The organism is Micromonospora sp. NPDC051006 (genome assembly GCF_044456245.1).
Lineage (GTDB): Bacteria > Actinomycetota > Actinomycetes > Mycobacteriales > Micromonosporaceae > Micromonospora.
In genome coordinates this window covers 43,742-69,988 of the sequence record NZ_JBITFP010000032.1, presented here as the reverse complement: position 1 = coordinate 69,988, position 26,247 = coordinate 43,742, and the positions used below count along the sequence as shown (strand labels likewise).

The 26,247-nt window shown below is 74.4% G+C and carries 24 protein-coding genes and 1 riboswitch; of the genes, 15 read left to right on the top strand and 9 right to left on the bottom strand.

What is annotated here, in order from left to right:
• Positions 1-128: 128 nt before the first annotated feature.
• Positions 129-509 carry a VOC family protein gene (locus ACIBBA_RS31180; protein ID WP_396702111.1) on the bottom strand — a complete coding sequence of 127 codons (381 nt, stop codon included), beginning with the start codon at positions 507-509 and terminating at the stop codon, positions 129-131.
• A gap of 142 nt (positions 510-651) precedes the next feature.
• Positions 652-1,233 carry a GNAT family N-acetyltransferase gene (locus tag ACIBBA_RS31175; RefSeq protein WP_350869814.1) on the bottom strand — a complete coding sequence of 194 codons (582 nt, stop codon included), beginning with the start codon at positions 1,231-1,233 and terminating at the stop codon, positions 652-654.
• Positions 1,234-1,268: 35 nt separating this feature from the next.
• On the opposite strand from ACIBBA_RS31175, the gene ACIBBA_RS31170 reads away from it, so the two are divergent.
• A complete protein-coding gene (locus ACIBBA_RS31170; RefSeq protein WP_396702108.1) occupies positions 1,269-2,546 on the top strand; it encodes a glycosyltransferase family 87 protein in 1,278 nt (425 codons plus the stop codon).
• On the opposite strand, the gene ACIBBA_RS31165 is transcribed toward ACIBBA_RS31170, so the two are convergent.
• Positions 2,445-2,999 (bottom strand): GNAT family N-acetyltransferase, encoded by a 555-nt coding sequence (locus ACIBBA_RS31165; RefSeq protein WP_396702106.1) that lies wholly within the window; start codon positions 2,997-2,999, stop codon positions 2,445-2,447. The genes ACIBBA_RS31170 and ACIBBA_RS31165 overlap by 102 nt on opposite strands.
• Before the next feature lie 79 nt (positions 3,000-3,078).
• On the opposite strand from ACIBBA_RS31165, the gene ACIBBA_RS31160 reads away from it, so the two are divergent.
• The 5 genes from ACIBBA_RS31160 (at position 3,079) to ACIBBA_RS31140 (ending at position 8,710) form a co-directional block, all read left to right on the top strand.
• Positions 3,079-4,308: a winged helix-turn-helix domain-containing protein gene (locus tag ACIBBA_RS31160; protein ID WP_396702104.1), complete on the top strand. Its 1,230-nt coding sequence runs from the start codon at positions 3,079-3,081 to the stop codon at positions 4,306-4,308.
• A gap of 55 nt (positions 4,309-4,363) precedes the next feature.
• On the top strand, positions 4,364-4,915 hold the full coding sequence (locus tag ACIBBA_RS31155; protein ID WP_396702116.1) for a DUF2752 domain-containing protein: 552 nt from the start codon (positions 4,364-4,366) through the stop codon (positions 4,913-4,915).
• A 337-nt stretch (positions 4,916-5,252) separates the two neighbouring features.
• Positions 5,253-5,996: an FAD-dependent thymidylate synthase gene (thyX, locus tag ACIBBA_RS31150; protein WP_350869975.1), complete on the top strand. Its 744-nt coding sequence runs from the start codon at positions 5,253-5,255 to the stop codon at positions 5,994-5,996.
• 46 nt (positions 5,997-6,042) lie between these two features.
• Positions 6,043-6,969, top strand: a complete 927-nt coding sequence (gene dapA, locus ACIBBA_RS31145) for a 4-hydroxy-tetrahydrodipicolinate synthase (RefSeq protein WP_396702102.1) — start codon at positions 6,043-6,045, stop codon at positions 6,967-6,969.
• 52 nt (positions 6,970-7,021) lie between these two features.
• The gene (locus ACIBBA_RS31140; protein ID WP_396702100.1) at positions 7,022-8,710 is read left to right on the top strand and encodes a ribonuclease J; all 1,689 of its coding nucleotides are present in this window, start codon (positions 7,022-7,024) and stop codon (positions 8,708-8,710) included.
• Positions 8,711-8,806: 96 nt separating this feature from the next.
• Here ACIBBA_RS31140 and ACIBBA_RS31135 read toward each other — a convergent pair whose 3' ends face one another.
• The 3 genes from ACIBBA_RS31135 to ACIBBA_RS31125 form a co-directional block, all read right to left on the bottom strand.
• Positions 8,807-9,862, bottom strand: coding sequence for an LPXTG cell wall anchor domain-containing protein (locus ACIBBA_RS31135; protein ID WP_396702098.1), 1,056 nt, complete (start codon positions 9,860-9,862; stop codon positions 8,807-8,809).
• Positions 9,863-9,984: 122 nt separating this feature from the next.
• Positions 9,985-11,625, bottom strand: coding sequence for a YbjN domain-containing protein (locus tag ACIBBA_RS31130; RefSeq protein WP_396702096.1), 1,641 nt, complete (start codon positions 11,623-11,625; stop codon positions 9,985-9,987).
• On the bottom strand, positions 11,622-12,101 hold the full coding sequence (locus ACIBBA_RS31125; RefSeq protein WP_396702094.1) for a YbjN domain-containing protein: 480 nt from the start codon (positions 12,099-12,101) through the stop codon (positions 11,622-11,624). The genes ACIBBA_RS31130 and ACIBBA_RS31125 overlap by 4 nt, the downstream gene beginning before the upstream one ends.
• Before the next feature lie 113 nt (positions 12,102-12,214).
• Here ACIBBA_RS31125 and ACIBBA_RS31120 point away from each other — a divergent pair, with 113 nt between their 5' ends.
• Positions 12,215-14,668, top strand: a complete 2,454-nt coding sequence (locus ACIBBA_RS31120; RefSeq protein ID WP_396702092.1) for a DNA translocase FtsK — start codon at positions 12,215-12,217, stop codon at positions 14,666-14,668.
• Positions 14,661-15,041 (top strand): VOC family protein, encoded by a 381-nt coding sequence (locus ACIBBA_RS31115; RefSeq protein ID WP_396702090.1) that lies wholly within the window; start codon positions 14,661-14,663, stop codon positions 15,039-15,041. The genes ACIBBA_RS31120 and ACIBBA_RS31115 overlap by 8 nt, the downstream gene beginning before the upstream one ends.
• A gap of 53 nt (positions 15,042-15,094) precedes the next feature.
• Here the strand turns inward: ACIBBA_RS31115 and ACIBBA_RS31110 are convergent, their stop codons facing one another.
• Together ACIBBA_RS31110 and ACIBBA_RS31105 are read right to left on the bottom strand one after the other, a co-directional pair.
• A complete protein-coding gene (locus tag ACIBBA_RS31110; RefSeq protein WP_357053723.1) occupies positions 15,095-15,340 on the bottom strand; it encodes a hypothetical protein in 246 nt (81 codons plus the stop codon).
• Positions 15,341-15,459: 119 nt separating this feature from the next.
• A complete protein-coding gene (locus ACIBBA_RS31105) occupies positions 15,460-15,774 on the bottom strand; it encodes a DMT family transporter (RefSeq protein WP_396702088.1) in 315 nt (104 codons plus the stop codon).
• A 63-nt stretch (positions 15,775-15,837) separates the two neighbouring features.
• Positions 15,838-15,904, bottom strand: a riboswitch (guanidine-III (ykkC-III) riboswitch).
• Positions 15,905-16,034: 130 nt separating this feature from the next.
• On the opposite strand from ACIBBA_RS31105, the gene ACIBBA_RS31100 reads away from it, so the two are divergent.
• The 7 genes from ACIBBA_RS31100 (at position 16,035) to ACIBBA_RS31070 (ending at position 22,458) form a co-directional block, all read left to right on the top strand.
• The gene (locus ACIBBA_RS31100) at positions 16,035-16,958 is read left to right on the top strand and encodes an ornithine cyclodeaminase family protein (protein WP_396702086.1); all 924 of its coding nucleotides are present in this window, start codon (positions 16,035-16,037) and stop codon (positions 16,956-16,958) included.
• 164 nt (positions 16,959-17,122) lie between these two features.
• Positions 17,123-18,607, top strand: coding sequence for a 30S ribosomal protein S12 methylthiotransferase RimO (gene rimO / locus ACIBBA_RS31095; RefSeq protein WP_396702113.1), 1,485 nt, complete (start codon positions 17,123-17,125; stop codon positions 18,605-18,607).
• 68 nt (positions 18,608-18,675) lie between these two features.
• Entirely contained in the window at positions 18,676-19,269 is a 594-nt protein-coding gene (gene pgsA / locus ACIBBA_RS31090; protein ID WP_350869840.1) for a CDP-diacylglycerol--glycerol-3-phosphate 3-phosphatidyltransferase, read from the top strand.
• 144 nt (positions 19,270-19,413) lie between these two features.
• Complete coding sequence (locus tag ACIBBA_RS31085; protein ID WP_396702084.1) at positions 19,414-19,968, top strand: CinA family protein; 555 nt, start codon at positions 19,414-19,416, stop codon at positions 19,966-19,968.
• Between the two features lie 156 nt (positions 19,969-20,124).
• Positions 20,125-20,580 carry a helix-turn-helix transcriptional regulator gene (locus ACIBBA_RS31080; RefSeq protein ID WP_350869843.1) on the top strand — a complete coding sequence of 152 codons (456 nt, stop codon included), beginning with the start codon at positions 20,125-20,127 and terminating at the stop codon, positions 20,578-20,580.
• A 199-nt stretch (positions 20,581-20,779) separates the two neighbouring features.
• The gene (locus ACIBBA_RS31075; RefSeq protein ID WP_396702082.1) at positions 20,780-21,649 is read left to right on the top strand and encodes a PspA/IM30 family protein; all 870 of its coding nucleotides are present in this window, start codon (positions 20,780-20,782) and stop codon (positions 21,647-21,649) included.
• 23 nt (positions 21,650-21,672) lie between these two features.
• Entirely contained in the window at positions 21,673-22,458 is a 786-nt protein-coding gene (locus ACIBBA_RS31070) for a hypothetical protein (RefSeq protein WP_396702080.1), read from the top strand.
• A gap of 14 nt (positions 22,459-22,472) precedes the next feature.
• Here ACIBBA_RS31070 and ACIBBA_RS31065 read toward each other — a convergent pair whose 3' ends face one another.
• A complete protein-coding gene (locus ACIBBA_RS31065; protein WP_396702079.1) occupies positions 22,473-26,156 on the bottom strand; it encodes a hypothetical protein in 3,684 nt (1,227 codons plus the stop codon).
• Positions 26,157-26,247: the final 91 nt, after the last annotated feature.

The window sequence follows — 26,247 nt, the reverse complement described above, 5'->3', positions numbered from 1 at the left end:
CATCCCCCCGCGAGCGAAACTTAGACTTAACTGGCCCGTGTTCTCGGCCTCAAGGAACAACCCGGCATCCGCCACCGCGCCCCGCGCCCCGCGCCCCGCCCCCCCCCCCCCGCCCCCCCCCCACCGGCTCAGCTCTGCTCGATGACCGACATGATGTTGCCGGCCGGATCGGTGAACCAGGCGATGGTCGGCCCGTTGCCGCGCATGATCCCCTTGTCGTCCTGCGGCATCCCTTCGTAGCGGGCGAAGGTCACCCCGCGCGAGGTCAGCTCCTCGACCGTCGCGTCGACGTCCTCGACCGGAAAGTTGAGCACCGTGTAGCTGGCAGGCACGTGGTCGGCCTTCGGATAGACCAGCACCGGCCGGTCCCCGGCCAGGTGCAGCGTCAGCAGCTCGCCCATCGCGTCGTCCCGCGTCACTCGCAGGCCGAGCGTGTCGGCGTAGAACCGCTGCGCCCGGTCGGTGTCGTCGACTGAGAAGCCACTGAACGCCCGCGAGTCCGCGAACATGGTCGTCTCCCTCGTCCGGTCGTGCTTCGTCGGTGGGTCGTGCCGGGCCGCTGGGCCCTTCCTGCGTCACAGTAGGCGCGCGATCCGACGTGCGCGGGCGACACGACGGTGACGAGGAGTGGACGACCGATCGGCGGTGCGTTCAGTCCGCCTCGACCGGCTCGGTCGGGACCGCGACGTGCAGCCGCAGTTGGGGAACCAGCATGTCGTCGACGTCCAGCGCACGGACCGCGCCGTCCGGCTCCCAGCCGGTGCTGGTGAGGAACTTGCGGGTCGCCTCGTCGGCGTCGAACGCCCAGGCCACCGCGCGGTCCGCCCCGTCCTCCCGCCACAGGTCCACGCTGGCGGCGAGCAGCCGGCTGCCGTGCCCGCGCCGGCCCCAGCGCGGCTCCACCAGCAGGTCGGTGACGGCCACGACGCCGTCGCCCAGCCCCTCGGCCGGCTCGCCGGGGGCGAGCGCCTCGGCGTCGGCCGGACCGGAGGCGGCGAACCCCACCAGATACGATTGCTCGGCCTGTTCGACGGCGACCAGCACGCGGTGGGCGCCGGAGGGCGGCTCCTGCACCGCGGCGGTCCACCGCCGGGCAAGCCACGCCTCGTCCAAGTTGTCGAGGACGTGCCGGGGGAGGATCCGGCGATAGGCGACCCGCCAGGTCGCGAGCTGGATGCGTGCGATCTCGCCGGCGTCCTCGGGACGCGCCGGGCGGACGTACCCGAGAGCCATGGGACGTGAGCCTACGCAGGGCGAGGGAGGCGACGGTGGCGCAGGGTGCCAGAACGACGACCGGGCAGGTCGTGGGCGTGCTCCTGCTCGCCGTGGCGGTGGCCGCGTTCCTGTCCGTCGCCGCCGTCCGGCACGGCTTCTTCGACCTTCAGGTCTACTACGGCGCGCTGACCTGGTGGGTGCACGACGGCGGGGAGATCTACGACTACCTGCGTCCGTTCACGCAGTACGGCTTCACCTACCCGCCGTTCGCGGCCCTGGTGATGTTGCCGATGGCGTACCTGCCGTGGGTAGCGGCGATCGTGGTCAGCGTGAGCGCCACCGTGGTGGTGACCGCGATGCTCCTCTGGTGGCTGCTCGACCCGATCGTCCGTCGGGCCGGCTGGACCCCCTGGTTCACCCTCGCCGTGGCGCTCTGTCTCGCCGCCGCGTTCGAGCCGATGCGCGAGACGGTCAACTTCGGCCAGGTCAACATGCTGCTGCTCTTCCTGGTCGCGGTCGACCTGCTGCGGCTGCTGCCGGCCGGCAACCGCTGGGCCGGCATCGGCATCGGGCTGGCCACCGCGATCAAGCTGACCCCGGGCATCTTCATCGTCTACCTGCTGGTCACCCGGCGCTGGCGGGCCGCGCTCACCGCGATGGCCACCACGGCCGGCGCGAGCCTGCTCGCCGCCGCGCTCTTCCCGGACGCCTCCCGCGAGTTCTGGACCGAGGCGCTCTGGAACACCGGCCGGGTAGGCGAGTTGGCGTTCGTCTCCAACCAGTCGCTGCGCGGCGTGGTCGCCCGGCTCGACCCGGAGCACCCGAGCACGCTGGCCTGGCTGGTACTGGTGCTCGGCACGCTGGCGCTCTGGGCCTGGCGCTCCCGCCTCGCCGCCGCGGCCGGCGACGAGGCGACCGGGCTCGCCCTCACCGGCGCGGTGATGTGCCTGGTCAGCCCGGTGACCTGGGTGCACCACCTGGTCTGGCTGCTGCCGGCGCTGATCCTGCTGGTGGAGCACGCCGTGCGGGCGCCCGCCGGCGGCCGTCGGCGCCGCCTGCTGCTGGTCGCCGCCATCGTCGGGTACGGGTTGCTGTGCAGCCGGATCGTCTGGGCGTGGGAGAAGGACTTCACCGGGGTCGACGGGTTCCTGGGCAGCAACACCTACGTCTGGATCAGCCTGGCCGTGGTGGCGTTCCTGCCGGTCCGCCGCTGGGTCGCGCGGGACGGGTCAGCCGCCGAGGCGTCCGGCGTACCGCAGCTCGACCAGGCCGACGGGCGGGCGCCCGCCGGCCAGCGGCACCGGATAGGTCGACTGCTCACCGTCCGGTGACAGGCCGGCCCGCTCGCAGAACCGGCGGGCCCGGTGGTTCTCGGCCAGCACCCAGAGTCGGTAGGCCGACCATCCCCGGGCCGTTAGGCCGTCCCGCGCCGCGGTCAGCAGCGTCCGGGCGGTGCCGTCCCCCCAGTGCGCCGGCTCGACGAAGAGGGCGAGCACCTCGCCGCAACCCGGGTCGAGTTCGGCCCGGTCCTGGTTGACCCGGTACGGGCCGAACGAGGTGAAGCCGACGACGTCCCCGCCGTCCGCCTCGGCCAGCAGCGTGGTGAACGGGTGCTCCGGGTCGGCCGTGCCGATGTCGCGGCGGCGCTGCGCCCAGGCCGCCACGTTCAGCCGCCGCAGCACCTCGTCCGGCATGATGCCGGCGTAGCCGGCCTGCCAGCCGTGCACGTGCACCCGGGCGACCGCCTCGGCGTCGTCCGGCTCCTCGGAGCGGATGGTGAGCATTGCACCGTTCTATGCCTCACGGGGCGGTAGGTCCAGTATCCCGCTACGGCGTCGTACCCATGAATTAAGGTCGCCGACGATGACCGCACCGGAATCACTCTCGCTCGCCCAGGCCCGGCGGGTGGCGCTCGCCGCCCAGGGCTTCGCCGACCCGCCGCCCACCGGCGTGTCGACCCGCCGGCACCTGCGCCGGGTGCTCGACCGGGTCGGGCTGATCCAGATGGATTCGGTCAACGTGCTGCAACGCGCCCACTACCTGCCGCTCTACAGCCGGCTCGGGCCCTACCCGACCGAGCTGCTCGACACCGCCGCCTACCGCCGCCCCCGGGAGCTCTTCGAATACTGGGGGCACGAGGCGTCCCTGGTCCCGGTCGCGTTGCACGCGGCGCTGCGCTGGCGGATGGCCCGGGCGCGCAGCGCGTCCTGGGGCGGCATGCGGCGCATCGCCGAGGAGCAGCCCGAGCTGGTCGCCTGGGTACGCGACGAGGTGGCCGCCCGGGGGCCGTTGACCGCCGCGGAGATCGAGCACGACGCGCCCCGGGAGACCGGCAACTGGGGCTGGAACTGGTCGGCGGTGAAGCGGGCTCTGGAATACCTGTTCTGGGCCGGCGAGGTCACCGCGGCCGAGCGCACCAGCTCCTTCGCGCGCCGCTACGACCTGCCCGAGCGGGTGCTGCCGGCGGCGGCGCTGGACGCGCCCACCCCGACCGACGCCGAGGCCTACCGGGCCCTGGTCGCCCTCGCCGCCCGGTCGCTCGGGGTGGCCGCCGAGCCGGAGCTGCGCGACTACTTCCGGCTGCCGCTGCTCGGGGCCCGGCAGGCGATCGCCGAGCTGGCCGAGGCCGGCGAGCTGCTGCCGGTCACGGTGCCCGGCTGGCGGCAGCCGGCGTGGCTGCACGCCCAGGCCCGGCTGCCCCGGTGGATCCGCGGCAACACCCTGGTCAGCCCCTTCGACCCGCTGATCTGGGAGCGGGCCCGCACCGAGCGGCTCTTCGACTTCAGCTACCGGATCGAGATCTACGTGCCGGCCCCGCAGCGGGTCTACGGCTACTACGTGCTGCCCTTCCTGCAGGGGGAGCGGTTCACCGCCCGGGTCGACCTCAAGGCCGACCGGAAGTCCCGGGTGCTGCTGGTGCCGGCCGCCTGGGTCGAGCCCGGCGCCGACCCGGGCGAGACGGCCGTCGCGCTCGCCGCCGAGCTCTACCGGCTCGCCGGCTGGCTCGGTCTCGACGCGGTGGCCCCGCCCACCGGCGGTGACCTGGCCGGCCCGCTGGCCGCCGCGCTGGTGGGCGTCGCCGGTGTACGGTGACCCCGTGACGAGCGTTGACGGCGCGGCCGGCCCGCCGCAGCCACCGACCGGCGCGCTGGACGCCCCGCCCCAGCCACCGACGGGCGCGCTGGACGCCCCGCCTCAGCCGTGGCCGGCCGGGCAGGTCCCGCCCTACCCGGCGCCCTATCCGATGCCCGAGCCCGACCGGCTCACCCGGTTCGTGGTCCGGCTGCACGACCGCTCGCCGCGCTGGGCGGTGCCGCTGGCCGCGGTCGGCTGTGTCGCCGCCGGCATCGGCTACGCGCTGATCAGCGACCCGACCCACTCGTCCCCCGACGCCGCGCCGACCTGCCTGCTGAAGCTCACCACCGGCCTGGACTGCCCGGGCTGCGGCGGCACCCGCGCGCTCTGGTACGTGCTGCACGCCGACCTGCCGGCCGCCGCACGGCACCACTTCCTTTTCGTCTTCGCGCTGCCCTTCCTGGCCTACCTCTTCGTGGCCTGGGCCGGCCGGCAGGCGTTCGGCTGGCGCCTGCCGCAGCTGCGGATCAGCAGCAAGGTGATCGGTGGGTTCCTGGCCGCCTGGCTCGCCTTCTCGGTGCTGCGCAACCTGCCCTGGGCGCCCTTCACCGCGCTCTACGTCTGACCCGCCCCGGGCTGACCGCTCGCCGGGGCCGCCGGGCCTGGGCTGTCCCCTCTGTTCCCGAAGCTGTCGACCTGCTCCAGATATGAACATCCGGGGTGCGCGTCTCCGTTGCTGGACGGTGGGCATCCGCTCGGGGCCAGCCGCGCGGTTGGCCACCACCCTGGTTCACATATGGAGCAGTTCGACAGCGCCGCGTGATGATGCGGCGGGTGCCGAGCGGCCGTCGGCGGGGCGTCGGCGGGGCGTCGGGCGGCCAGTGAGGTGACTGACGTTGCATCGGGGCGAGCCGGACTTGGGCCGTGCCGCCGCCACCACTACAGTCCCAGGCATGCCGGAGATGGTGCAGCCCCAGGTGAAGCTCGTCGCGTGGACCCACTTCGAGGCGCCGGACGAGGTGCCGTGGTCGACCGACGCCGACGGCGGCCAGGCGCTCGCCGAGTTCGCCGGGCGGGCCTGCTACCAGAGCTGGAAGAAGCCGAACCCGGCCACCGCCACCAACGCCGGCTACCTGGCGCACATCCTGGAGGTCGGCCACCTCTCGGTGCTGGAGCACGGCTCGGTGACCTTCTACTTCACCGGGGTCTCCCGCTCCTTCACCCACGAGCTGATCCGGCACCGGCACTTCTCGTACTCCCAGCTCTCCCAGCGGTACGTCCCGGAGCGGGACGCGGCCATGGTCGAGCCCGCGGTGATCGCCGAGGACCCGGAGCTGCACAAGAAGTTCGTCGAGGCCGCCGAGGCGAGCGTCCGGGCGTACACCGAGCTGCTGGAGGGGCTGGAGCAGCGCTTCGCCGACGAGCCGAACCCGACCCTGCGGCGCAAGCAGGCCCGGCAGGCGGCCCGGGCGGTGCTGCCCAACGCCACCGAGACCCGGATCGTGGTGACCGGCAACTACCGGGCCTGGCGGCACTTCGTCGCCATGCGGGCCACCGAGCACGCCGACGTGGAGATCCGCGAGTTGGCGGTGGAGTGCCTGCGACAGCTGCAGAAGGCGGCCCCCAACGTCTTCGCCGACTTCGTGATCACCACCCTCCCGGACGGCACCGAGGTGGCGTCCAGCCCGCACGCCGAGCTCTCCTGAGCCCTTCCCCGGCGGGCTGCCGAGGCTCGTCCGCTAGGTTGGAAGCATGACGCACGACCACCCTGACACCCCCGCTCGGGCGGTGTCCCGTCCCTTCGGGCGGGTGCTCACGGCCATGGTGACCCCGTTCACCGCCGACGGCTCGCTCGATCTTGACGGTGCCGCCCGGCTGGCGCACCATCTGGTCGACGAGCAGGGCAACGACGCGCTGGTGGTCAACGGCACCACCGGCGAATCGCCGACCACCACCGACGCGGAGAAGGAACGACTGATCCGGGCGGTGGCCGAGGCGGTCGGCGACCGGGCCAAGGTCGTGGCGGGGGTCGGCACCAACGACACCCGGCACACCGTCGAGCTGGCCGCCGCCGCCGAGAAGGCCGGCGCGCACGGGCTGCTGGTGGTCACGCCGTACTACAACAAGCCGCCACAGAGCGGGCTGCTGCGTCACTTCACCGCGGTCGCGGACGCCACCGGCCTGCCGGTGATGCTCTACGACATCCCGCACCGCTCCGGCGTGCCGATCGCCACCGAGACCATGGTGCGTCTCGCCGAGCACGCGCGGATCGTCGCGGTGAAGGACGCCAAGGGCGATCTCACCGCGACCAGCTGGGTGACCAGCCGCACCAACCTGGCCTTCTACAGCGGCGAGGACTCGCTCACCCTGCCCGCGCTGGGCGTCGGCACGGTCGGCGTGGTGGGCACCTCCACGCACTTCACCGGCGGGCTGACCAAGCAGATGATCGAGGCGCACGACGCGGGGGAGAACGCCGCGGCGCTCGCCCTGCACCGGCGGCTGCTGCCGCTGTACACCGGCATCTTCCGTACCCAGGGCGTCATCCTGGTGAAGGCGGGCCTGGCAGCGGCCGGCCTGCCCGCGGGCCCGGTGCGGCCCCCGCTGGTGGACGCCACCGACGACGAGATCGCCCAGCTGCGCGCCGACTGCGCGGCGGCGGGTCTGGAGCTCCCTGAATGACCGAACGACACTACGGACGCCGAGGAACGGCGTCCAAGAATGAGGTGGACGCGTGACCGAGGCGCACATCGAGGCGGAACTCCCCCCACCGCTGCCGGAGGGCGGACTGCGGATCATTCCGCTCGGCGGGCTCGGCGCCATCGGTCGGAACATGACCGTCTTCGAGTACGACGGCAAGTTGCTGATCGTCGACTGCGGGGTGCTCTTCCCCGACGTCGAGCAGCCGGGCGTGGACCTGATCCTGCCCGACTTCGGGCCGATCCTGGACCGGCTCGCCGACGTCCAGGCGATCGTGCTCACCCACGGTCACGAGGACCACATCGGCGCAGTGCCCTACCTGCTCGCCCACAAGCCGGACATCCCGCTGGTCGGCTCGCAGTTCACCCTGGCCCTGGTCGAGGCGAAGCTCGCCGAGCGGCGGATCCAGCCGTACACGCTGACCGTGCGCGAGGGCGGCCGGGAGCGGCTCGGCCCGTTCGAGTGCGAGTTCTTCGCGGTCAACCACTCGATCCCCGACGCGCTCGCGGTGGCCATCCGCACCCCGGCCGGCCTGGTGCTGCACACCGGCGACTTCAAGATGGACCAGCTCCCGCTCGACGGCCGGATCACCGACCTGGCCGGCTTCGCCCGGCTCGGCGCCGAGGGTGTGGACCTGCTGCTGTCGGACTCCACCAACGCGGAGATCCCCGGCTTCGTCACTCCTGAGCGGGAGATCGGGCCGGTGCTCGACTCGATCTTCGCGAAGGCCAAGGGGCGGATCATCGTCGCCTCGTTCGCCTCGCACGTGCACCGCGTGCAGCAGGTCTTCGACTCGGCGGTCGAGCACGGCCGCAAGGTCGCGCTGATCGGCCGGTCCATGGTCCGCAACATGGGCATCGCCCGCGACCTCGGCCTGCTCAACATCCCGGCCGGCCTGGTGGTCAGCATCGAGGAGGCGACCACGCTGCCGCCCGAGCAGATCGTGCTGATGTCCACCGGTTCGCAGGGCGAGCCGATGAGCGCCCTGGGCCGGATGGCCAGCGGCGACCACCGGCACATCACCATCGCGCCCGGCGACACGGTGGTGCTGGCCAGCTCGCTGGTGCCCGGCAACGAGACCTCCGTCTACCGGGTGATCAACCGGCTGGCCCGGGCCGGCGCGGTGGTCGTGCACAAGGACGTCGCCAAGGTGCACGTCTCCGGTCACGCGCCCGCCGGTGAGCTGCTCTACCTGCTCAACGTGGTCCGGCCCAGCAACCTCATGCCGGTGCACGGCGAGTGGCGGCACCTGCGTGCCCACGCCCGGCTCGGGATCGAGTCCGGGGTCGCCGCGGACCGGGTGGTGCTCTGCGAGGACGGCGACGTGGTCGACCTGGTCGAGGGGCGCGCCGCCCTGGTCGGACGGGTGAAGAGCCGGTACGTCTACGTCGACGGCCTCGCCGTCGGCGACGTCAGCGAGTCGCTGCTGACCGAGCGGCGGATCCTCGGTGACGGCGGCTTCATCGCCACCACCGTGGTGGTGGACTCGGTCACCGGCAAGGTGGTGGCCGGCCCGACGCTCTCGGCGAAGGGCTTCTCCGAGGACCCGGAGGCGTTCAACCCGGTGATCCCGCTGGTCACCGAGGCGCTCAACCGGGCCGCCGCGGACGGCATCACCGACCCGCACCAGCTCCAGCAGATCGTCCGCCGGACGGTGGGGCGCTGGGTCAACGACGCGTACCGCCGGCGACCGATGATCGTTCCGACCGTGGTCGAGGTCTGACCGGCGCTGATCCACGTCGACCCGGGTCGGCACCGACGTCCCCGTGAACGTCGGTGCCGACCCGGGTCTGTTCATGGCGGCCTGCCTCCCGTCGGGTCAGCCGCGGGCGAGGCGACGCCGGAGCAGCAGCAGACCGGCTCCGAGGGCCACCAGCGCCGCGCCGAGCAGGGCGTACGTCAGACCGGCCGGCCCGGTGCGGGGCAGTTCCCCGGTGCTCTGGCCGACCGGGGCCGCGGTGGGCGTAGCCGTCGCACCGGCCGGCGGCGCGGTGGTGGCCGGTGCGCCGGCGAGGCGCAGGGTGACCGAGGTGTCCGGATTGGTGTAGCGGTTGCTCGGGCCGAGGAAGAGCCGGACCGTCTGGCTGCCCCCGGTGACGGCCAGCCGTAGCCGCACCGTGTCGGTGGCGCCGGCGGCCAGCTCGCCGGTGCGCAGCACCTCGCAGCCCGCGCCGTTCATCCGGCCGCTCTCCGAGCAGCCCGGCTCGATCACCCGGACGCCCTGCGGCGTCATGACGTTCAGCGAGTACCCGCCGAGCCGGAAGGTGCCGGCGTTGGTCACCCGCGCCGTCACGGTGGTCTCCCCGTTGACGACCGGGCCGGCGCTGGCCCGCAGCCGCAGCGCGATCTTGTCCGGCCAGTTGACCCGGAACTCGGTGGGCCGTTGTGTGGCGCCGGCCGCGTCCCGGCCGGCGACCGTTCCGTGGGCGCTCACGCCGAACACCGGCTCGGGCGTGGACGAGGTCACCGTCAACCGGTACTCGCGTCTGCCACCGGCCGGAATCTGCGCGCCGCCGCAGGTCCAGTCCTGCCCGGAAGCGCCGGCGGAGCGGCAGTCCCCACGCCCGGTCAGCTCCGTCCAGGGCGGCAGGCGCAGCACGAAGAAGCCCTTCGCCGCCGCGGCTCCCTCGTTGACGACGGTGACCGCCAGCGGCCCGGACGGCCGCCACGGGTCCTTGCTGAGGAAGACGAGGTCCGCCCGGGCGAGGATGGTCGGCTCGCCGGCCCGCGCGGTGGCGCTCGGCGAGGAGGCCGGAGACGACGACGGGGTAGGGGCCGTCGGGGCGTGCGCGGCGGCGGGCGCGGCGAAGGCGGTCAGGCCGAGCAGCGTGGCGGCGGTGACGGCGAGGGCGCTGGCGCGGAACGGGCGGATCATCGTGGGCTCCCGGTTCGGTGTGGGTGACGGTGACATCACCCCCGTGCCGGGAGCGCGGTTGCGTCGCTGTCGGATCGCCGCCTGTGACGAACGCGGCTGCAACCGCCAGGGCCGCTCGCGGGTCAGGGCAGGGCGGCGACCGCGTCCGCGTACGCGACGCCGGTGGTCACCGCCGCGTCCAGCAGGACGGTCAGCTGCGCCGGGGCCACCCCGTGCGCCAGGTCGGTGCTGACGTCGCCGGCCAGCGCCAGCTCGACGCCGAGGTCGTGCACGTAGGCCTTGGGCAGCAGCCGGTCGTGGTTCCACGCGTTGCAGAACGCGTACGCCTCGATCCGCCGCCCCGCCGGCAGCCGGCGGGTGGCGAGCGCCCGGGCGTGCAGGATCTCGCCGCGCTCGCCGACCTGCCGGAACTGGATGACCGCCGCGCCCCACCGGCCGACCACCGTGCCGCCGTCGTCGACCGCGTACCGGTCGCCCCGACGGTCCAGCGCCGCCGTGATCATGGACAGGGTCAGCGGCGCCGGTTCCAGTTCGGGCGGCTCCGGGTCGTCCGGCGGCGCGTCCGCGGCGTCGTCGGCCGGGTCGGTGTCGGCGGGCAGCGGCGCCGGCGTGGCCACCGGCCGCTCGGCCAGCCAGGCCGCCATCCGGCCGGACTGGTGCCCGGTGCCGTTGCGCGCGTCGAAGCTGCCGGCCAGCTCGGTGGCGATGCCGAGCAGGACGGCGCCGAGCGTCGCGATGTCGAGGTCGGTGGCCGGTCGGTCGCCGAAGGCCGGCCGGTGCACCGTGCGCCCGCCCAGCCCCGCCTCGACGGCGAGCGCGCAGACCAGGGCGCCGGCCGCGGCGAACTCCATCGCGGGAAGGTCGTCGTGCGGCTGGTCCAGCCGGGGCAGTTGCTCGGCGAGGATGTCCAGGCCGCGGCCCGGATGCCCACCGAGCGCACAGAACCGCAGGTGCGCGGCGAGGTGCGGGAAGGCGGCGCGCTCCCGGCGGTGCCGCCGGTAGGCCCGCACGTGCGCCGCGCCGGCCCGCTCCGGCTGCCCGGTGCGCAGCCAGGGCAGCAGCGCCACGACCAGCGCGCGCTCGGGCTGATCGGTGCAGTCGACCGTGCCGTCGAGCACCTCCCGTAGCTCGGCCAGCGCGGCGGACCACTCGCCCCAGCCGGCGAGCAGCTCCGCCCGGCGGGCCGGCGCGCAGCCGCGGCAGCCGTCGGCCGGCCCGGGTTCGGCCGCGGCCCAGCGGTCGTACCAGTCACGGGCGGTCGGCTCGTCACCCAGGTGGTCGGCGATCCGGCTACGCAGCTCCGCGACCGCCTCGGCGTCGGTGCCGACCCGGCGGGCCAGGTCGTCCACGGACCGCACCTGGTCCAGCCCGACGCGTGGGGTGCCCAGCAGCGCCTCGACCGCGGCGCGCTGGTGGCGCAGCAGCAGGTCCGCCTCGGTGTCGCTGAACAGCTCCGGGCGGCGGTCGAGGACGGCCAGGCAGCGCCGCACCGGCTCGACCAGCCGCCACCGCTCGCCGTGCAGCAGCGCCGTCTCGATCAACGCGAACCGGGCGTCCACCGCGGACCGGTCGTCGCCGCTCGCGTCGGCCTGCGCGGCGATCCGCTCCAGCTCCACCAGCCGGGCCGGGCCGTCGGGCAGGTCCCGGGCGTCGGCGAGCGCTGCGGTCAGCTCGCGGTTGCGCGGTGCCGGCCCACGGTTGCGCCCGACCAGGTCGGCGAGGTCGCCGAGGCGGCCGGGTCGCCGCTCGCCGGGCCCGGTCACGCCACCACCCCGCCGGGGAGCTGGCGGACCCCGGCGGCGAGCTGACAACCGGCGGTGATGCCGCAGTCGAGCAGCTGGTCGAGCTGGTGCGGGGTCACCCCGCACTCCAGGTCGGTGATCACCTCGCCGCAGATCCGGACCCGACCGCTGTCGTCGACGTGCACGAACGCCTTCGGCCAGAGTTGGTCGTGGTTCCACCCGTTGCAGAACTCGTAGAGCGCCGGGACCTGCTCGATCGGGAAGGTCGGCGCGACCATGGTGCGGATCTGGAGCAGTTCCCCGGCGGCGCCCAGCCGGAGGAACCAGATCAGGTTGTCCTCCCAGCGGCCGACCAGATCGCCGTCGGAGTCCGGCGTGACGACGTACCCACGGTTGCCCAGCACCGCGGCGATCAGCTCGCCGGTCAGCGGTCGCAGCCGCCGCGGGTGCCCGGCCAGCGGGTCGTCCGGACCGTCCTCGATTCCCGGCGACGCCATCGGGCATCCCTTCTGAGGCAGATATCACGGCTTGCAGCGGAGTCCGTGCTGCGACGCGCGGACACGACCCGGAAAAGCGGCGTTCTGCCGGGCCGCGCCGTTACGGTGATGCTATGGCGGGCCGTACCTCTCAGGCGAGCCGGCGGCGCGGCGCGTCGCCGCGCGGCGCGACGAACACTCGCGCCCGTCAACCGGCGAAGAAGACCCGCGCCCCGGTCCGTCGCCGCACTCGCCCCGCCCGCCCCGGCCCCGCAGTCTACGTCGGACGGGCGGTCGGTGCCTTGTGGATGGGGCTTGCGCACGGCGTCGGCTGGGCGTTCCGGGCGGCCGGCCGCCAGGCGGCCTCGGCCCGCGACCTCGACCCGGAGCACCGGCGCGACGGCGCCGGGCTGCTGCTCTTCGGGCTGGCCCTGCTCAGCGCGGTGGGGATCTGGTTCTCCGGCGCCGGCCCGGTGGGTGCGCAGCTGGCCGACACCGTCCGGCTCTTCCTCGGCGCGATCTCCGTCGTGGTGCCGGTGCTGCTGATGATCGGCGCCTGGCGGCTGATGCGTCAGCCCGGCGACCCCGAGCACCGTGGCCGTGGGCTGGTCGGCTGGGGCTCCATGCTGATCGCCACCGCCGCCGTGCTGCACATCGGGCAGCAACCGGCCGACCCGGGTCAGCGCGACTTCGCCGGCGGCCTGGTGGGCGCCGGCGTCGGCAGCATGCTGGAGCGCGCGGTGACCGCCTGGGTCGCCGTGCCGCTGCTCATCCTGCTGCTGCTCTTCGGCCTGCTGGTGGTCACCGCGACGCCGATCAACAAGATCCCGGAGCGGCTCGGTCTGCTGGCCGGCACGCTGGTCGCCGCACCGTCCACCCCGGACGGCGAGGAGACTCCGGTCAAGCCGGCGCGCAAGCGGCCCGCGAAGCGGGTGCCGCCGCTCGACCCCGACGACTTCGACGACGATCTCGAGGGCGCCGACCTGCAGGAAACCCTCGTGCTGCCGCGCAAGGCACCGGGCAAGGTGCCGGCCAGCCGGCGGCCGGTGGAGCCGCCGGAGCACTCACCGGCGCCACCGACCCGGGCCGAGCAGCTCGCGCTGACCGGCCTCGCCGGCGACTACACCCTGCCGCCGGCCAACATGCTGAGCGGGGGAGCGGCGCCGAAGACCCGGAGCAAGGCCAACGACGAGGTCATCGCCGCGCTCACCGGCGTCTTCGACCAGTTCGACGTGGACGCCGCGGTGACCGGCTTCACCCGCGGCCCGACGGTCACCCGCTACGAGGTCGAGCTGGGCCCGGGCGTCAAGGTCGAGCGGATCACCCAGCTCTCCCGCAACATCGCGTACGCGGTGAAGTCGCCGGATGTGCGGATCCTCAGCCCGATCCCGGGCAAGAGCGCGGTCGGCGTGGAGATCCCCAACACCGACCCGGAGAATGTGGCGCTCGGCGACGTCCTGCGCTCCCGGACGGCGACCAGCGACCACCACCCGATGGTGGTGGCGCTCGGCAAGGACATCGAGGGCGGCTACGTGGTCGCCAACCTGGCCAAGATGCCGCACATCCTGATCGCCGGCGCGACCGGCGCGGGCAAGTCGTCCTGCCTCAACACGCTGCTCGTGTCGATCCTCACCCGGGCCACCCCGGACGAGGTGCGGCTGCTGCTGATCGACCCGAAGCGGGTCGAGATGACCGGCTACGAGGGCATCCCGCACCTGGTCACCCCGATCGTGACCAACGCGAAGAAGGCGGCCGACTCGCTCGACTGGGTCGTCCGCGAGATGGACATGCGCTACGACGACCTCGCCGCGAACGGGGTCCGGCACATCGACGACTTCAACCGCAAGGTGCGCAACGGCGAGATCAAGGCCCCGCCCGGCAGCGAGCGGGAGATGCGGCCGTACCCGTACCTGCTGGTGATCGTGGACGAGTTGGCCGACCTGATGATGGTCGCCCCGCGCGACGTCGAGGATTCGGTGGTCCGGATCACCCAGCTGGCCCGGGCCGCCGGCATCCACCTGGTGCTCGCCACCCAGCGCCCCTCGGTCGACGTGGTGACCGGCCTGATCAAGGCCAACGTGCCGTCCCGGCTGGCCTTCGCCACCTCGTCGCTGGCCGACTCCCGGGTCATCCTCGACCAGCCCGGCGCGGAGAAGCTGCTGGGCCGTGGTGACGGGCTGTTCCTGCCGATGGGCGCGTCGAAGCCGATCCGGATCCAGGGCGCCTGGGTCACCGAGCGCGAGATCGCCGACGTGGTCAAGTTCTGCAAGGACCAGCGGGAGCCGGAGTTCCGGCCGGACGTGCTGGCCCCGGCGCAGGAGAACAAGAAGAAGATCGATGAGGACATCGGCGACGACCTCGACCTGCTCGTGCAGGCGGTCGAGCTGGTGGTCACCTCGCAGTTCGGCTCGACCTCGATGCTCCAGCGCAAGCTGCGGGTGGGCTTCGCCAAGGCGGGCCGGCTGATGGACCTGATGGAGACCCGGGGCGTGGTCGGGCCGTCCGAGGGCTCCAAGGCCCGCGACGTGCTGGTCAAGCCGGACGAGCTGGAGGAGGTCCTGGTCGGCCTCCGTGGCGGCGATGACTGACGTGGCGCCGCTGGCCGAGGAGATCTTCCCGATCCTCACCACCGGGGACCTCCCGGCGGCGCTGCGCTTCTACCGGGACCTGCTGGGCGGCACGGAAACCTACCGCTTTCCCGAGTCGGGGGAGCCGGCCTACGTCGCGCTGAGCCTCGGCACCGGTCAGCTCGGCATCGGCCGGCAGGACGAGCCGGGCACGCTGACCAACGACCGGGTGACGCTCTGGGTCTACGTGGCCGACTGCGCCGCCGCCGTGGACAGCCTGCGGGCGGCCGGCGTGACCGTGGTCGCCGAGCCGGCGGCGCAGCCGTGGGGCGAGCGGATGGCGGCGGTGCTCGACCCGGACGGCAACCGGGTGCTGGTGGCCGATCGGGGCTGACCCCGGACAGCATCGGGCCCGCCAGCGTGCGGCGGGCCCGAAGTCGTGGTGGGTCAGGAGTTGAGGATGGCGGCGGCGATCACGGTGCCGAGGATCGCCCCGACCACACTGGCCGCGGCGGCGTACCAGCCGAGCGGCTTGTCGCCGAGCACCGCGCCGACGATGCCCAGGATCAGCCCGAGCACGCCGAAGATCAGCGGAGACACGAAGATCGCGAGGACGGCGAAGACGAACGCCACGATCGTGCAGATGCGGGCGGCGCTGCTGCGGGGACGGGCGGTGGTGGGAATGTCGGCCATGATGTCCTCCATGGTGAGAGCCTTGTCGGTCGCGGCCCTGACTACCCATTCCGGCCGTCCGATACGCATCCGGGTCGATACCGGCCCTGCCGCCGGGCGGTTTCCGGTCGTCGGCCGCCTCAGTGGAAGATCTTCAGGCCGGCCACGCCGGCGATGACCAGCAGCAGGCAGACGATCCGCGGCAGGCTGGCCGACTCGTGCAGCGCGACCATGCCCACCACGGCGGTGCCGACCGCGCCGATGCCGACCCAGACGGCGTAGCCGGTGCCGACCGGGATGTCGCGCAGCGCGTACGCCAGGCCGGCCATGCTGAGCACCAGCGTCACCGCGAAGACCGCCGACGGCACGGGGCGGCTGAACCCGGCGCTGCGGTCCAGGGCGATCGCCCACGCGGTCTCGAGCAGTCCGGAGATCACCAGCACGATCCAGGCCATCGCATCACCTCTGCGGGGAGCGCCCGGACCATCGGGGCCGGGACGAGTCGGGTCTGTACGTCAGTCGGGGCGTCTTCACCTGACCGGGTACGCCCACCGCTCGTCCGGGGTGGCCGATCGGGCCACCGCAGCCGACGGTAGCACCGGCCGTGGCCGCGGCCCGGCCGGACCGGGACGGACCCCTCCGACACGCCGGGGCTGGGTGAACCAAACCACCGCGCGTTGACCTGAAGGTGACTTCAGCTTGCAGGATTGCCGTCATGACCGTGCTCTTGACCGACTCCGACGTGTCCGCCGCGCTGGACGCCGCCACCACGGTCGACGCCATGCGCGCCGCCGTGCTGGCCGCGTACGACGGCCGGCTGGTCGCCCCGCCGCGCGCCTCGGCCTCGCTGGGTGGGGGCCGGATGGTGCTGACCGCCGGGCACCTCACCGGCGAGTGGTACGGCTACCGCTCGTACGACACCTTCGGCCACCCGGAGTCCGAGCAGTTGGTGGTGCTGCACGACGGGCGTACCGGCGCGGTGCGGGCGGTGGCGGTCGGCGAGGAGCTGGGCTCGCGGCGCACCGGCGGCCTGGGCGGCGTGGCGGTGGACGCGCTGGCCCGACCCGACGCGGCGACGCTCGGCGTGATCGGCTCCGGCCGGCAGGCCTGGACGCAGGTGTGGGCCGCCGCCGCGGTGCGACCACTGCGCGAGGTGACCGTGCACAGCCGCTCGGCCGCCCGCCGGGAGGCGTTCGCCGCCCGGGTCCGCGCCGAGCTGGACGTGCCGGCCCGGGCGGTCGACTCGGCCCAGGCGGCGGTCTGCGACCGCGACGTGGTGGTGCTCGCCACCACCAGCGAGGCGCCGGTGCTCGACGCCGCCCACCTCGCCCCGGGCACCCACGTCAACGCGGTCGGCTTCAAGCAGCGCGACCGCGCCGAGTTCGGGCTCGACCTGCTGGACAGCGCCGCTCTCCTGGTCACCGACTCGCCGGCCCAGGCGGCCGCGTACCACCCGCCGATGCTCGCCGCGCTGCCCGCGTACGCCGGACGGCTGCACGACCTGGGCGCGGTGCTCGCCGGGGCGGTCCCCGGCCGGACCGACGCGGACCAGATCTCGCTCTTCTGCTCCACCGGCCTGGCCGGCACCGAGGTCTTCCTGCTCGAGCGGCTGGCCCGGGTGGGCGCCGCGACGGGCTGACCGGTAGCGCCTCGGCAGCCCACGTGCGTGGGACCCCCTGATCGGCCCGGTACCCTCGGAGGGTGTCTGCCTTCTCCCCTTCCGACAACGCCAGCTCGGCGCGTCTGGCGCCGCGCCGCGACCCTGAGCTGTCGTCCGACAACTCCAGCTCGGCGCGCGGCGAGCTGTCGTCCGCCACGGCGGGCCGCCGCGTCGCGCTGCTGACATTGGGCTGTGCCCGCAACGAGGTCGACTCGGAGGAGCTGGCCGCGCGGCTGCACGCCGACGGTTGGCAGGTCACCACCGACGGCGAGGGGGCCGACGTGGTGGTCGTCAACACCTGCGGCTTCGTGGAGAAGGCCAAGCAGGACTCGATCCAGACCCTGCTGGCTGCCGCCGGGACCGGCGCCAAGGTGGTCGCCGCCGGCTGCATGGCCGAGCGGTACGGCCGGGAGCTGGCCGACAGCCTCCCCGAGGCGCAGGCGGTGCTCAGCTTCGACGACTACCCGGAGATCGCCGCCCGGCTGGACGCGGTGGTGGCCGGCGAGACGGTGACCGCGCACACCCCGCGCGACCGCCGCGAACTGCTGCCGCTCACCCCGGTGAAGCGTCGCGAGGCGGCGGTGTCGCTGCCCGGGCACGGCACGCTGGCCCGGACGGCCGTGGAGACCGACGAGCACACCCCGGCGCACCTGCGCCAGGTGCTGCGCCGCCGGCTGGACACCGGCCCGGTCGCCTCGCTCAAGCTGGCCAGCGGCTGCGACCGCCGCTGCGCGTTCTGCGCCATCCCCGCCTTCCGCGGCGCGTTCGTCTCGCGTACGCCGGACGAGCTGCTCGCCGAGGCGGAGTGGCTGGCCAAGACCGGGGTCCGGGAGCTGGTGCTGGTCAGCGAGAACTCGACGTCGTACGGCAAGGACCTGGGTGACCCGCGGGCGCTGGAGAAGCTGCTTCCGCAGCTCGCCGGGGTCGACGGCATCGTGCGGGTGCGGGTGAGCTACCTCCAGCCGGCCGAGACCCGGCCCGGCCTGGTCGAGGCGATCGCCACCACGCCAGGTGTGGCGCCCTACTTCGACCTGTCGTTCCAGCACTCCAGCGAGCCGGTGCTGCGCCGGATGCGCCGGTTCGGCTCCACCGACCGCTTCCTGGAGCTGCTGGCCGGCGCCCGGTCGCTCGCCCCCGAAGCGGGGGCGCGGAGCAACTTCATCGTCGGCTTCCCCGGCGAGACCCGCGCCGACGTCAGCGAGCTGGTCCGGTTCCTCACCGAGGCGCGGCTCGACGCGATCGGCATGTTCGACTACAGCGACGAGGACGGCACCGAGGCCGCCGGGCTGCCCGGCAAGGTCTCCGCCGCCACGATCAAGCGTCGCTACGACCGGCTCAGCGCGCTCGCCGACGAGCTCTGCTCGCAGCGGGCCGAGGAGCGGCTCGGTTCGACGGTCGAGGTCCTGGTCGACTCGGTCGACGACGGTGTCGTCGAGGGGCGGGCGGCGCACCAGGCCCCCGAGGTGGACGGCTCCACCACGCTGGTCGCCCCGAAGGGCGGCGGCGTCGATCTTTCCGCGCTGCGCCCCGGCGACCTGGTCCGGGCGACGGTGACCGGTACCGAAGGCGTGGATCTGCTCGCCGTACCGGATGAGATGATCTCGGCGGCGCCCGGCGCGGCACGGTGACGGCGGGGCCGGACGAGGCGGGGAGGGCACGCGGTGGGGTACCGGGAACGCCACGGCGGAGGGCGGCGGTGACCGGGGCGACCGAGTCGACGCCGGCCCGGGTGGTCCGCGCGGTCCCGCTGCTCAACGCGGCCAACGCGCTGACCGCGCTGCGCCTGCTGCTGGTGCCGGTCTTCGCGGCCACCGTGGTCGCCTCTCAGATGACGCACGCCGGCTGGCAGATGGCGGCCTGTCTGATCTTCGCGATCGCCTCGGCGACCGACCTGGTCGACGGTTGGATCGCCCGCCGCTTCGGGCTGGTCACCTCGGTCGGCAAGGTGGCCGACCCGATCGCCGACAAGGCGCTCACCGGCGCCGCCCTGGTGCTGCTCAGCTGGTACGACCGGCTGCCCTGGTGGGTGACGGCGGTCATCCTGGTCCGCGAACTCGGCATCACCGCGCTGCGGTTCTGGGTGATCCGGCACGGCGTGATCGCGGCCAGCCGCGGCGGCAAGATCAAGACTGCGCTCCAGATCCTCGCCATCGCCTGGTACTTCTGGCCGATGCCCGACGCCCTCGCACCGGTCGGCCCGTGGATCATGGCCGCGGCCGTCCTGGTGACGGTGGTCACCGGCTTCGACTACATCGCCCAGGCCGTCCGCCTGCGCCGCCCGCGCCCCTGACCAGCCTCCGGCGCTCCGTCACGTCGACTCTGGCGTTGACGTGCGGGAAAGCCTGGTTCACCTCATGATCGATCGAACTGGGGCAGGATGGCTGGTCGGGAGCCGGTCGGGTTGATCGGACGCCGGACGGGGAAGGACGGGGGCATGGAGAGCGACGCCAACGGCGAGCGGCCGGTCGGCAGCCCGGCGGCGGGAGTGGTGCACAGCCTGGCCGAACGGCACGAGACGCTGGCCACCGTCGAGTCGCTCACGGGCGGGCTGCTCGCCGCCGCCATCGTGGAGATCGCCGGGGTCAGCGGGGTCTACCGGGGCGGCCTGGTGGTCTACGCGACCGAGTTGAAGGCGGAGTTGGCCGGGGTGCCGACCGGGCTGCTGGTTGAGCGTGGCCCGGTCGACCCGGACGTAGCGGTGGCGCTGGCCGAGGGAGGCCGGCGGCGCTGCGGTGCCGACTGGGGGGTGGCCACCACCGGCGTGGCCGGTCCGGAGCCCCAGGACGGCAAGCCGGTCGGGCTGGTCTACACGGCGGTGGCCGGGCCGAACGGCACCGTCGTCCGGCAGCTCGACCTCGACGGCGGTCGGGACCACATCCGCTCCGCCGCCGTGATCGAGGCGCTGCGGCTGCTGGCCGAACGGGTCCGTGAGGCGGACGTGGCTGACGCCGAGGCGGCCGAGGCCGACCCGGCTGCCGTCGGCCACTGAAGCGGCGCCGGGCGGATCTGACGGGCGGGGCGGGATGTCGGCGGGCCCGGCAACGGGTACGGTTGCGGGAAGGCTCCGACGGTCGGGGCCGGCGCGGTCCGCCGCGTCCGGTCGGGCGGTCGCCCGGAGCGAGTTCAGCCCTCAGGGGGAGGTGCGATGGTCCTGCTACGCCGGGTGATCGGTGACGCACTGCGGGCGCGCCGGCAGGGGCAGCAGCGCACCCTGCGGGAGGTCTCCTCCGCCGCCAACGTCAGCCTCGGCTATCTCTCCGAGATCGAGCGCGGCCAGAAGGAGCCGTCCAGCGAGCTGCTGGCCGCGATCTGTGACGCGCTCGGCGCGCGCCTCTCCGAGCTGCTGCGTGAGGTCAGCGACACCGTCGCGCTCGCCGAGCAGATGCCCAACGTGCTGGTCCCGGTGCACGACGAGCCGGCCGAGCCCGCCAAGGTGCCGGCGGGTGCGGTGGCCAGGTCCGCCGGCCGGGGCGTCCGCCAGGTAAGCGCCGACGGCAAGGTCGCCGTCTCGGTCCGCCAGGACTCGCCGCTCAAGGCCACCCTGCGCAGCACCCGGGTCCGCTCCGCGAAGCGCGACCGCGACGTGGTCTGCGCCGCCTGATTCCCGCCCGCCCGCACGCCATGGCCGGCATCGCCCGGTCCGCGTAGGCTTGATCGCGGAGGGTGTCGGCCCGTCGGCTCACCGGTACGGGTGCCGGTCTGGCGCTCGGCTGGGACGATGGAGTGGCTGCCGCGCCAGGGCGGGGTCGTCCCACCCGGCACCGTCGAGGCGGAGCGACGTTACTGAGGGGACCGCGGAGATGGCCAACCCGTTCGTCAAGGGGTGGAAGTACCTGATGGCGCTCTTCGGCGCCCGGATCGACGAGCACGCGGACCCGAAGGTTCAGATCCAGCAGGCCATCGAGGAGTCGCAGCGCCAGCACCAGGCGCTCGTTCAGCAGGCCGCCGCGGTGATCGGCAACCAGCGCCAGCTGGAGATGAAGCTCTCCCGGCAGATGTCCGAGGTCGAACGCCTCCAGGCCAACGCCCGGCAGGCGCTGGTCCTGTCCGACCAGGCCCGGGCCCGGGGCGACGAGGCCGAGGCCGGGCGCTACGAGCAGTCCGCGCAGACCCTGGCCACCCAGCTGGTCAGCGCCGAGCAGGCCACCGAGGACCTGAAGACCCTGCACGACCAGGCGCTCGGCGCGGCAGCCCAGGCCCGCCGGGCGGTCGAGAACAACTCGATGATCCTCCAGCAGCGCCTCGCCGAGCGCACCAAGCTGCTCAGCCAGCTGGAGCAGGCCAAGATGCAGGAGAGCGTGGCCCGCTCGTTGGAGTCGATGTCGGCGCTAACCGCCCCCGGCACCACGCCTTCGCTGGACGAGGTGCGGGACCGGATCGAGCGCCGCTACGCCACCGCGATGGGCCGCGCCGAGCTGGCCGGCAACTCGGCCGAGGGCCGGATGCTCGAGATCCAGAAGGCGACGCTCGACTCGGCCGGCTCGGCCCGGCTGGAGCAGATCCGGTCGAGCATGGCCGGCGAGCAGCTCGGCGCGCAGCAGCGGCCGGCCGCGGAGCAGCCGACGCCGGCCGGGCCGGCCACCGATCCGGCCGCCGCGGCCCGGCTCGACGAGCTCCGGGCCAGCATGGCCCGCGAGCGGGGCACCGGGGACACCACCGCCGCCGGCTGAGCGGCCGGTCCGAGGAGGTCAGGGTGGCAGACGAGCGTACGCGGCACTTCCGGCGGCTGAGCCGGCTGCGCCGCTCCGCCCGACGGTGGAGCGTGCTGGCCGGCGGGCTCGGCGGCGCGGCGGTCGTGCTGACCCCGTACGCCGGGCTCGGGCTGCCAGACGCGGCCTGGGTGGGTGCCGCGGGCAGCGCGGTGGCTCTCGCCGCCTGGCGCTGGATCGACCTGCGGGCGCTGGCCGCCCAGCCGGCGCCGCCGGCGCTCGACCCGGCGGAGGCCGCCGCCCGCTCCCGGGCCCGGCTGGTCGCCGCCGTCGAGCGCCTTCCGATCGGCCCCGGCGTGCTGTCCGAGGTACGCCGGGTCCGTGCCCGGGTGGCGCTGCGTGGCACCGGCGCGGCCGCGTCGTGGGCCCGGCTGGACCGGGCGGCGCTCACCCTCGCCGGGATGGCGAACCGGCTGACCGGAATCGCCGAGCCGGCCGCGCTGGAGGCCGCCGCCGCCGACCGGTCGCTGCGGGACCTCGCCCACCAGGTGGCGAGCGTGGAGCGGGCGCTGCGGCTCGCCCCGGTCGACGCCCGGCCGCCGCTGGCCGACGCGCACCGCGTGCTCACCGAGCAGCTGGAGAGCGGCGTCGCCGCGTACGAGCGGCTGGTGGTGGCCGCCGCCGGCTACGTGGCCGAGGACGCCCGTCCCGACGGCCCGCACCCGGCCGCGTCCCGGCTGACCGAGGCGACCGACCTGCTGCACGGCGTGGCCGCGGCGCTGGCCGAGCTGCGCGCGGTCGGCGACCCGCTGCGCGCTCCCACCCGCTGACCGTCCGTCCCGGGTCACGGCGGCGTGGTGATCGCGACCGGGGCGGTGAACGGTGAGCTGCCGACCACGTTGAACGCCCGGATCCGGTAGTGGTACGTCACACCGCGGGCCAGCCCCGTGTTGGTGAAGCCGCGCCCGCTCACCGTGAAGGTGGCCACCTCCTGGCCGAACGCCGGGTCCAGCGCCCGCTGCACGATGAACCCCGAGCCCGGCCCGGCGGCGGCGCCGGGCGCCCAGCCCAGGATCACCGTCGCGGTGTCCGGTCCCGGCGTGGCGGCGGTGCCGCTCACCGAGGTCGGCGTGGCCGGGGCCGGTGGCGTGGTCACCGCGGCCACCGTCGACCAGGGTGAGGCCGCGCCGAGGTAGGTGGTCCGCACCCGGTAGTAGTACGTGGTGTCCGGGGCCACGGCGGCGTCCAGGTGGTTGTCGCCGACGCCGATCGCGGTGGTGCCCGGGCCGCTGGTGAAGGTCGGGTTGGTGGCCCGCTGCACATCGATGCCGGTGGCGAAGGAGCGGTTCGCCCAGCGCACCGAGATCCGCAGCGGTGCGGCCGGCGGTACCGCCGCGGTCACCCCGGCCGGGGCGGTGAGCTGCACCGACGCCGGCACGCTGTTCGACCAGGACGAGCAGCTGACCGCGTTCTCGGCCCGAATCCGGTAGTGGTAGGTGACACCGGGGGTGACCGTGGCGTCGGTGTACCGGGTCGCGGTGGCGGCCACGGTGATCGTGGTGAGCCCGTCGGTGAAGGTGGCGTCGGTGGCCCGCTGCAGCAGGTGGCTGGTGGCCGGGGGGCGACCGCCGTTGCCGGTCCAGGCCAGCGCGATCGCCGGCAGCGCGGTGGCCGAGCCGGGGGCGGGGGTGGCGGTCAGCCCGGTGGGTGCCCGGGGCGAGACCCGCAGCACGAGCGGCCGGCTCATCCCCAGGTCACGGTGCCCGGCGAGCTGGGTGTGCCAGCGGTACTCCCAGCCGAGGTTGACCAACTGGTTGACCACCAGCGCGGGCCGGCCGTCGACCGGGCTGACCGGGGTCGAGCCGGTCCTGGCGCCGGCCGGACGGGACGGGTCGAGCAGCCGGACACTGTCGCCGATCTTGAACGGCAGGACCGGGGCGACCGGGCGCAGCGCCACGATCACATCCTCCCGGGGGTTGACCCGGACGACCTCCTTCCAGCCCAGCTCACCGCCGTCGGGCGGGCGGATCGTGCCGTCCCAGCCAACCCGGTTGACCACCTGGAGGTCGCAGCCGTCCAGGCGGATCGGCTCGGTCTGCCGGCTGTTTCCCACGATCCGCCAGAGCTGGGTGCCGTCGGCCGGGGCGCCGACGGGGACCGCCGGGTCGGCGGCGAAGAGGATCTCGGTAGCCGGGTCGGTGGTGCCGAGGGGCAGGGTGGCGGGGGTGAGCGGGCCGGCGTGCGGGTGGGCGACGCCGAGCCGACCGGCGAGCCGGCCGTGGCCGGGCTCGAAGATCTGCTGCACGGCCTTCACGGCGATGGGCGCGGTGACCGGGGCGGCGCCGCCGGGCGGGGTGAAGGCGATCGTGGTGGCGTGCACCGGCACCACCGCCGCCACCGTCGTCCGGGTGCCGATCGCCGGGTCGTAGGCCGGCTGCGGCACGATCGGCGGGCGCTGGCTGGCCGCGTACGCGCGGGGCAGCCGCTCCCGGAGCCGGGCCAGGTCGTACGGCTGCGCCGGGGCGCCGTTCACCCGGAACTGCAGCAGGGTACGGGTGTTCGGGCCGTAGCCGGGGCGGGTGGCGGGTGGGCCGCCCTCGACGGTCCGGTCCGGCGCGTCGGTGTGGTGGTCGTAGCGCGGGTCGAAGCCGGGCAGCGGGGCGGGGCAGTCGTTGTAGAGGATCAGGGTGCCGCCCGGGGGCACAGCGGAGAAGTCCACCACGACGTCGGCCCGCTCGCCGGGGGCGAGCAGCAGGGCGTGCCCGTCGACGTTGAGCACGGTGGGGTCGCGCCGGTCGTACCGGTAGCCGACCGGCCGGTTCGGGATCACCACCGGGGTGGGCAGCAGCCCACCGTCGTTGCCCACCTGGATCAGCTCGGGCCCGGCGGCGTCCGGGTCCGGCACTCCGCCGTCGCGCCCGTCGACCGGCCACTGTGCGGGCCGGCCGGGGGCCCGCACCGCCGGCACCATCGGCACCTCCCCGGCGTCGGCGTCCAGCAGGTTGCCCTCGTCGTCCCACATCGGCGCGTCCGAGCGGGCCCGGTAGAGCTGGAGGTTGAGGCTGCGGTCCAGGCAGGCGTTGAGGATCCGGAACCGGTACGTCCGGGGCTGCACCTCCAGGTAGGGGTAGGCGATCCCGTTGACCAGCGGGGTGTCACCGAACGCCTCGGGCACCGCGCTGGGGTGCGGCACGCCCGGCGTCAGCGGTGGCTCCTCGGCGGCGGCCACCGGGTCGTGATGCGGGTTCGGCACCGGCCCGGGGTGGCCCGTCCCGGTCCCGTTCGGGTCGGTGGCCGCGCGCGGGTGGCCGTCGAGGTCGGGACCGCCGTCCGTCGCGGTACGCGACCACGGGCCGTAGTCCCAGCGGCCGGTCGGGTTGATCCCGCCGCCGCGGTACGGGTTCTGCCGGGGCTGGTAGACGTGCGGGTGCCAGAGGCTGCCCCGGGAACCCCAGCGGTCCCGGTCCCAGGTCGGATCCTCGCCGGCGAGCTGGGTGTCGTCCGGCACGAAGGTCTTGTCCTGGATCACCAGCGGCAGCTCGTCCTCGGGGAGCACCCCGTCGGCGACGAGCTGTTCCTCGGCCGGGTCGGTGAGCAGACAGAGCGCGAGCTGTCCGGAGTAGACGGTCAGCCGGGCCAGGCCGACGGTGTTGTCGTGGAACCACATCAGCCGGCCGCTCTGCTCGTTCGGGTAGTAGAGCGTGGTGGCGCCGGCCCCGGGCGGCGGCATGTCCGGGACGTGGGTCAGTCCGGTCCCGTTCGGGTACGGGGTGATCTCACCGGCCGGGGTGACCCACTGCCACGGGTTGCCCGCGCTGATCCAGCCGGTCTGCGCGCCGGCGAGGTGCAGCACCGCCCGGTTCTGCGGGTACGGTGCCGGGCCGTCCAGCGGCCCGATGCCGGCCCCCTCGACACTCTCGTCGACCGGCAGGAAGAGCTCGCCGGCCCGGCCGGTGGGGAGCTGGTTGATGAACTTGATCCGGACCGGCCGGCCTCGGCGGGCCCGGATCAGCGGGCCGAGGAACCACGGCCGGCCGGGCGGTGCGACGGTGTTGTGCCCGGCCGGGTCGGTGCCGAGGTTGAGCTGCCGGTAGCCGCGCAGCCGGGTGGCCGGCAGGTCCCGGTGCAGCCGCTGGGCGTACTGCTGCAGCCCGATCTCGTAGTAGTCGCAGCCCGGGTAGCTGATGGTGTCGGGCACCGCCACGGGCAGGTACCCGCCCAGCTCGGTGCGGCCGAGCGGCCCCGGGCGCGGCAGCGCGTCGACGAACTTGCGCAGCCCGGTGCCGGCCAGCACCCGGTCGTCGGCGTCGCAGACCGGCCGCGGGCTGTGAGCGAAGTTCGGCACCGGGCCGAAGCACCGCGGCACGGCGGCGGGGTCCAGGCTCGCCGGTGCCGGGGCGGCAGCGTCCTCGGCGGTCCGGGCGGCCGGTACGGGTGCCGCCGCCCGGTCGGCCTCGACGGTGTGGCCGTTGGCGCCGCGCGCCGCGCGGTCGGTCCAGGTGGCCCGGAGTCTGCGAAACATCGCCATGGCTCTCCCCGGGGTCGGGGCGCGACCGTTGCCACCCCGGCGTGGCGACCCGGTCGGGCCGGCTCTGCTGACGATCGGTGAGCGTCCAAAC